Source organism: Paenibacillus sp. JJ-223 (assembly GCF_927798175.1).
Classification (GTDB): domain Bacteria; phylum Bacillota; class Bacilli; order Paenibacillales; family Paenibacillaceae; genus Paenibacillus; species Paenibacillus hubeiensis.
The window spans coordinates 1-6,741 of the sequence record NZ_CAKMMP010000033.1 but is presented as its reverse complement, the minus strand read 5'-3'; the positions used below and the strand labels follow the sequence as shown (position 1 = coordinate 6,741).

The window sequence follows — 6,741 nt, the reverse complement described above, 5'->3', positions numbered from 1 at the left end:
GGCAGCCAACAAATACAAGGAGCTTCCGCCTGTCGGAATGGCCGCAATAATGGCCACCACGCCAAAAATAACGTTAAACTCGGCGATCAGCATTTGCGGATCGATGATCAATACTTGAAACGTGTATCTGGATAAATATCTCTTTTAAAATTCCTCCCGCCTTCGTCCTAACCCCGTAATAGTGGCAGATTCTTTATGGAACTCATTGAAGAAGTCCCAGTACACGTCTATTAAGTCAACGACGATACGACCAATGGATACAGTGACTCCCTTCCTGTGCCACCTCTCCTGAATTTTTGATGAATTTTGGGTTTTATTAGAGGGCAGATGGCTAGCCTTATACATTTCATGTCTGTTTTATGTTAACTGGTTGTCACCAGCGTTACTTTCTTCACAGTAACAATCGCTGAAAGGTTTCAGTTAAGTTACGGAGATATAAAAAATTTCTTTTGATTCGCCCTGCTCTTAATATCGGTGGTATCTATCCTGAAAGATGCGATTATATGCTACTTCATTTTCCCTATCGGGGGGCCCATTCTAAAAGTTGCGAGTAAATTTGAAAATATGCTAGACGAAGATAACAAAAAAAGGTCAATTATGATGGTATTTGACCATAATCAACCTGTTTGATGTATCGGAGTAGCGTTATTTAGGCTATAAAATTAAAGCATTTGGTGTAGGAGAAATCTTTATACGAGTATTACATGGGTTATGTCTGATTAGAATCAGCCGCCCGACCTATTCGGTACTGGGTGGGAGTTGATACAAAGGCAAAAGAAAACTACAGTACGAGCGGCTATATTGCATTGTGGTTTGGAGGTTGTATCGTACGCTTTTTTAAGCAAGATCTTCACTTGGAAAGGTGAGTTCTCACCTTATTCATCTCCATAATTATCAATTAAAAATAATATATGTCTTTTTTTTGGAAACGAACCCACTCTTGGTAGGATTCTTTCTTTATAGTCTTCTTCCCAATATTTTTTTTGCTCTAATCCGCCTACATTAATACCAAAGTTGAACGTAGGATCGATAAAAATATCTTGTCCATTTAATAATTTCACATGTAACGCATCACAAACTAGACTTTTTTCATTTATTTGTAAACCATAGAAACAAGCATTTATAACTTTGTTATCTTCTGAATCATACTTTGTTAGTACAATTTCACTAACATTACTCTTGCAAACTACATCGTCTTCAAATTTATCAAATTCGTATCTTACTTTGTCAACCATTGATATCCTCAGCTTTGAATTCTGCTCAACTGATTGAAATTCTATGATTTGTTCACCAAACTCAAAATATAAAAAATCTAACATAGCAGAAAATTCAGCAGAACCGTTTTCCTCAAATGAAAGAAAGCCTGTTACATAAACATTGTTAAGCAAATTCTTTTGAATCAAATTTTCAAATTTCTTTAACATATACTTTTGCCTCCATTATTCTAAAAATATCAAGTTTAAATCCATACCTTACCCACGCTCTAATATTGTCACAAACTCTCCATCATATTTTGTAATTAGTGTATAATCCTTAGTTCGATATATATTGCCCTCAAAACCATGTTTATACGAAGCCTTACCTACATATTCAAATGTCACATCATTAATTGCCCTTGATAAATCTTCTAGGAAATTTGGGATATCTGCATCACTAGAGTATTTCGTACCAAGCACACATTCCAAATATCCCCTTTTTATTAGCGATAATGTTCTTTAAATTTCTTTTCATTTCCTATAGATATTTTAACTTTACCCGTTCCCTCAGACTCTCTCTTTGAGTGTTTACTATTACCTGAAGAACCATGATTGTCAATCTTCATAATTACTGGCACGTTTCCACCGTTGGGTAGTTGCATGTACCTAATACGCCACGGAACACTAGCCGCAGCACCTTCGGTCATTTTCCCAACTGTTTTGGCAATAAGTTCGCCCAACTCACTTAGAGATGGAGGAGATAATGCTGCATTGGTCTTAAATTTCCCATCTTTTATTACAGCGGCGGGATTGTCTGGGTTATCCCCATTTCCATGAAGGAAACCTTTTGGCCCCGAACCATCCCCGTGGTCCGACTTAGTTCCCGATTTGTTGATTTTCATGGTGCCCTTCTTGGCTAGCGAGCTGCCTCCAAGCGCCATTCCGGCAATATCTAGCTGAGCTAAATTCGCTTCCGCAGCCGAACCTTCAGCAACGTCATGCGGCCTGTCGCCACGTAAGACATGTCCGTTTGCTCGGTGAGCATATACAGTTTGCCGAGATACAGCACGATTCCGGGGGATACGGACAGCTTGTCTGTCTTTACTTCGACCTCCGCCCTGGCAATAATGCGTTCGCATAGTTGCGGTAGCAGAGTTCCAGATAGTCGCGCGGATAATCTGGAAGCTGTTCCAGCATGGCGGTTTTGAGAATACGGCCTTTCTGGAAATGCGGGTACACATGCGTGAACATCAACTTCTCCCTCCCTTCGAACCAGAGTCAGCGCCTTACGACGTACTCCGGGTAATCCTCTCGGGCACTTCATTTTGCGCCATTCTCTCGGTCCGATTCTCTACTTCCTCCCATCAAAAAAGTCCAATTCGGGCAGATCTGGCTCGAACGGAAACAGCTTCTGCGGACCAAGATAGAGCTGTTCGTTCTTTCGGGCAACCGGCAGGACGTAGAAGCCCCAATGGCGATCATCCGGGAAAACGAAGAACTTCGTCTCGCCGTTCACGATCGAGTCGGTATCATCCTGCGGAATATAACAAAAAAACAGGTTGATTATAGTGGTATCTGACCATAATCAACCTGTTTGATGTAACGCTATTATGTTAATAGAGATACTTTTTACAGCCATTCAGTACGCACATCTTAATTCATGAAAATTTTCTTACAAATAGAACAAAGGTTATGTTGGTAAGGATAGGAAAAGTCGTTTCATTCGATACTAGGTAGTCCTAATGACTTAATTATTTGAGAGCTTCGATTAGATAGAGCAGTTTTCATACTCCTCTACAAGTCTTGGCCATGTACTCTCTTTGTCCAACATTGCTGTAGAGTCGATTTTTTCAAATTCCTCTCGCATCATTTTCCCAAATTTTTCACACTGCTCATCATCGTCTATGTCATCAACTTTTCTAAGCTCAGTATAAAATAGCTGATGGAATAACAAAAACAATTTTATACTTGAATTAATGAATATCCTATCCTCTCGACTTTCCAGAAGTGCAAATACTTCTTGAGTAGTTTTCTTAATTGAAATGAAAGCCCCCCGACTTTGTCCTATGTTAATGAACTCTTCTCCGTTAAAGGTGATTCTTTCAAAATTAATTGAATCAAAGAACTTGATACCTTTCATTTCAAAGATTGTATGATTTTTAGGTAAGCCATAATTCAATAAAAACTCCATTGTTTCCTCTGAAAAACCGTATATCCCCAACTCATCTATACTGTACCTAAAAAAATCACAGTTCCAAAAATCCTTTGATAGTTCAATCATTAGATATTCCCCCTTTACTTTCATTACTTAAATAACGCCTTAATAGCCTTCTTCATTTCGTCATTACCACGTTTTCTCGAATCATAGTCTCCGTATTCAAAACTATGAGTTACTTCTGCATTCGGATAATTTTTATAAATCAAATTATCACAGTGATGATATGGCTCAAGATTACATGGTTGCCTTTCGGTATATATCCTTTTTATCTTAGAAGAATCAATTCCCATTTCAGTCACTCTCTGATGAAGTATTTCTTCTGAGTGTACTCCTAGTTCCCTATTACTTTCAGCAATCTCATACTTGAGTATTCCGTTATCCTCGTATTCTAAGATCGCAATATTCCTTGTCCCCTGAACACCATTTTTCATTCTATAATCAATTACCATTCTACTTAAATCTGATTCACCATAGCCAACAACTTTTGAACGGCTTAAACCAAATTCAGTATTACCCGTCCCCTCATCCAACTTCTTCGCTAAATCATCCTTGCCTGCTTCCATTTCACTCCAAAAACGCTGTTGCTGGCTATTTGGCGGAATTGGCTTTTTCGGCTTCGTGAAATAGACACCGTTTGGTCCATCCATTGCAAATTCTTGGCCAAAACGAGTATTTCGCATCCGCTCTATCGAATCAGATACATAATCCGTGATATCGTCTACGCTTTTGTTCAGACGATCTTTAGTCTGCTGCTTCCATCTCGTCCATGTCTCGTCCAGCGCGGACATATTTTTGCTATTCACGAGCTTGTCTGCCGCTTTATTGAGTCCGTGTTTGGCCAACATGGCGAGATTGACAAGCATCAGGGCGACGCCCAGGTTGTCCAGCAGCTGCTGGTCCATACCCAAGAACGTGGGGTTCGTATACGCATCCCCGTTCTTTAAATCGTTCAGTTTCTTCACATTGACCACGATCATCGCCGCACCGAGAGCCGCATCCGCGGCAGCCAACAAATACAAGGAGCTTCCGCCTGTCGGGATGGCCGCAATAATGGCCACCACGCCAAAAATAACGTTAAGTTAACTAGACCGCCGTTCGCAATTGCAGTGACAATCCAATTCCTCTTTCATGATCTCGCCATCGGCCGGCATGTCCAGATACAATTCTTCCAGCTCTTCTTCCGTCAGCAGTTCCATGAAATCCGCTTCGACCTTCTACAGATCTACTATTTTGCTCTGGCTCCCTACCCGGTTTCCATTCAGCACCACTCATTGGTCCACATTCGTTTGCAAGCACCAGCCTTGTTTAGATAATGGGTTCATTCCGCACTGGGTGGGGTCTGTTCCCTCCCCACCATCCATATTAAAGAACGAAAAAAGACCACAACGCGGGCGGTTAGCTCGTATTGTGGCTTGGTTAATATGGTTATTGATACACCTCAAAAATCTAGACAAGCCTTTACTTTTCTTCTTCACTATCTTTTAAAAAATCCTCCTCTTCATATGGATAATTCAATAGTGCTAGATTTTCTTTTGTCAGATACCATGTCCGATAATCTAAATTACTATTAATAATTAAACGCCCTTTAATTCTTTTCAATAGTGGATATGAGGTATGATCTTCAATAACTAAATCCAAATTGTTCATTCGCAATATTTTACCAATTAACTCCAACATTTTTAACCAACCACTATCAAAAGTGCTCGTTATAAATTGAATACTAATAAGAACATTTGTAGTCACACCATACGCTTCAAAATTCATTTCTCGAAAACGCTCCAAATATTCATCTTCATTATCTAAATTATTGCTCATTGAAAAATACGTGCAACCAATTCTCACTTCTCGATTATCAGACCTATCCCGTACCTCGGCCTCATAATCGATTAATTCTACAAATAATACTTCACATATCATATCATAAAGCAACTTTCTCAAGGATTCTCTAGGTAAATCAAAACCAATAGATAACCTGAAATCCATATTACTCATACCTCCAGTACGCTCTAGTTACTTGACGATCCTCAATAATTAATAGTTCATCTAAATATTTCAAGTCCTTATGTGTCTGACTTATTAAATGATCAATAAGCTCCGTTCTTTTCTCAACAGGATAATCATTTAAATTTAACACTATTCTTCTAGCTTGCTTTGTAGTTTTTTCTCTGAGCATGTCAAGAGTATTTTTTAGAATAATTGAATCAGGAGAATAACAATCAAATACTTGTCCCTCTATAATAAAATCTGGACTTTTTTTAGGATCAATACCATAGCCATTTCCACCAAAACCATTTCATTTGGAAGCTCATCAAGCATTATAGTACGATATCCTTGTTCTGCAAGTACATCAGCAGATTCATTTTGTCTTTCTAAGCCTCTATCACCTTTTGGTGGGATCTTGGCATAATTTCCTTCTGGCTTTCCTCCTTTAGGCAGTGACGGCTTAGTGATTACAGCATTGGGTCTAATTTTAGGTGTATAAGGAATATACTTATCACCATATAGCTTGTACTCAGAACTAGTTTTCCAGTCCACATTCTTATCGCCATATTTTGAACGGAAATACTCATCCCATTCTGCTCCTGTTCGAGGTATCTGTGCAGAATCATTACCCGTCCCCTCATCCAACTTCTTCGCTAAATCACCTTTGCCTGCTTCCATTTCACTCCAAAAACGCTGCTGCTGACTATTGGGCTGGCTTTTTCGGCTTCGTGAAATAGACACCAGTTGGTCCATCCATTGCAAATTCCGGGCCAAAACGAGTATTTCGTATCCGCTCCATCGAATTAGATACATAATCCGTGATATCGTCTACGCTTTTGTTCAGACGATCTTTAGTCTGCTCATTCTATGCCGTCCATGTCTCGTCCACTCGGCGATCATCATTTGCGGATCGATGATCAATACTTGAAACGTGTATCTGAGTAAGTAACTTTTTTAAAAAATTCCCTACCTTCGTCCTAACCCTCTAATAGTGGCAAATTCTTTATGGAACTCATTGAAGAAGTCCAAGTACACGTCTATAAAGTGAACGACAATACGGCCGATGAATACAATAACTCGCTTCATGTGCCACCTTTCCCGAATTTTTTGATGAATTTTGGGTTTTATTAGGGACAGGTGGCTACCCTTATACGTTCCCTGTCTGTTCTATGTTAACTGGCCATCACCAGCGTTACTTTCTTCAAAGTAACAATCGCTGAAAGGTTCAGTTAAGTTACGGACGATATGAAAAAAGTTTCGTTTTATCCGCCCCTATTCTCAATATCGGTGGTATCTATCCTGAAAGATGCGATTATATGCTACTTCATTTTCCCTATCGGGGGG

The 6,741-nt window shown here is 39.4% G+C and carries 9 protein-coding genes and 1 pseudogene; all 10 read right to left on the bottom strand.

Going from position 1 to position 6,741, the window contains the following annotated elements; all coding sequences use genetic code 11:
* Positions 1 to 875: 875 nt before the first annotated feature.
* The 10 genes and pseudogenes from L6H98_RS31090 to L6H98_RS31050 all read right to left on the bottom strand — a co-directional run bounded on the left by L6H98_RS31090 (position 876) and on the right by L6H98_RS31050 (position 6,150).
* A complete protein-coding gene (locus L6H98_RS31090; protein WP_236421559.1) occupies positions 876 to 1,424 on the bottom strand; it encodes a hypothetical protein in 549 nt (182 codons plus the stop codon).
* Positions 1,425 to 1,472: 48 nt separating this feature from the next.
* Complete coding sequence (locus tag L6H98_RS31085) at positions 1,473 to 1,676, bottom strand: hypothetical protein (protein WP_236421558.1); 204 nt, start codon at positions 1,674 to 1,676, stop codon at positions 1,473 to 1,475.
* Between the two features lie 23 nt (positions 1,677 to 1,699).
* Positions 1,700 to 2,098: a hypothetical protein gene (locus tag L6H98_RS31080; RefSeq protein WP_236421557.1), complete on the bottom strand. Its 399-nt coding sequence runs from the start codon at positions 2,096 to 2,098 to the stop codon at positions 1,700 to 1,702.
* A gap of 199 nt (positions 2,099 to 2,297) precedes the next feature.
* On the bottom strand, positions 2,298 to 2,447 hold the full coding sequence (locus tag L6H98_RS31075; RefSeq protein ID WP_236421556.1) for a hypothetical protein: 150 nt from the start codon (positions 2,445 to 2,447) through the stop codon (positions 2,298 to 2,300).
* A gap of 100 nt (positions 2,448 to 2,547) precedes the next feature.
* Positions 2,548 to 2,739, bottom strand: a pseudogene (locus L6H98_RS31070) (hypothetical protein); the annotation flags it as partial.
* Between the two features lie 225 nt (positions 2,740 to 2,964).
* A complete protein-coding gene (locus L6H98_RS31065) occupies positions 2,965 to 3,477 on the bottom strand; it encodes an SUKH-4 family immunity protein (RefSeq protein ID WP_236421555.1) in 513 nt (170 codons plus the stop codon).
* A 23-nt stretch (positions 3,478 to 3,500) separates the two neighbouring features.
* Positions 3,501 to 4,433 carry a nucleic acid/nucleotide deaminase domain-containing protein gene (locus L6H98_RS31060; RefSeq protein ID WP_236421554.1) on the bottom strand — a complete coding sequence of 311 codons (933 nt, stop codon included), beginning with the start codon at positions 4,431 to 4,433 and terminating at the stop codon, positions 3,501 to 3,503.
* A gap of 439 nt (positions 4,434 to 4,872) precedes the next feature.
* Complete coding sequence (locus L6H98_RS31055) at positions 4,873 to 5,397, bottom strand: hypothetical protein (protein WP_236421553.1); 525 nt, start codon at positions 5,395 to 5,397, stop codon at positions 4,873 to 4,875.
* 1 nt (position 5,398) lies between these two features.
* Positions 5,399 to 5,608: a hypothetical protein gene (locus tag L6H98_RS31490; RefSeq protein WP_356725044.1), complete on the bottom strand. Its 210-nt coding sequence runs from the start codon at positions 5,606 to 5,608 to the stop codon at positions 5,399 to 5,401.
* A gap of 38 nt (positions 5,609 to 5,646) precedes the next feature.
* Positions 5,647 to 6,150 (bottom strand): hypothetical protein, encoded by a 504-nt coding sequence (locus L6H98_RS31050; RefSeq protein WP_236421552.1) that lies wholly within the window; start codon positions 6,148 to 6,150, stop codon positions 5,647 to 5,649.
* Positions 6,151 to 6,741 lie beyond the last annotated feature (591 nt).

Coding starts and splice junctions, on each gene's coding strand:
- L6H98_RS31090 (WP_236421559.1), bottom strand. CDS start 1,424: ATGTTAAAGAAATTTGAAAATTTGATTCAAAAGAATTTGCTTAACAAT.
- L6H98_RS31080 (WP_236421557.1), bottom strand. CDS start 2,098: ATGAAAATCAACAAATCGGGAACTAAGTCGGACCACGGGGATGGTTCG.
- L6H98_RS31075 (WP_236421556.1), bottom strand. CDS start 2,447: ATGTTCACGCATGTGTACCCGCATTTCCAGAAAGGCCGTATTCTCAAA.
- L6H98_RS31065 (WP_236421555.1), bottom strand. CDS start 3,477: ATGATTGAACTATCAAAGGATTTTTGGAACTGTGATTTTTTTAGGTAC.
- L6H98_RS31055 (WP_236421553.1), bottom strand. CDS start 5,397: ATGGATTTCAGGTTATCTATTGGTTTTGATTTACCTAGAGAATCCTTG.
- L6H98_RS31050 (WP_236421552.1), bottom strand. CDS start 6,150: ATGGACCAACTGGTGTCTATTTCACGAAGCCGAAAAAGCCAGCCCAAT.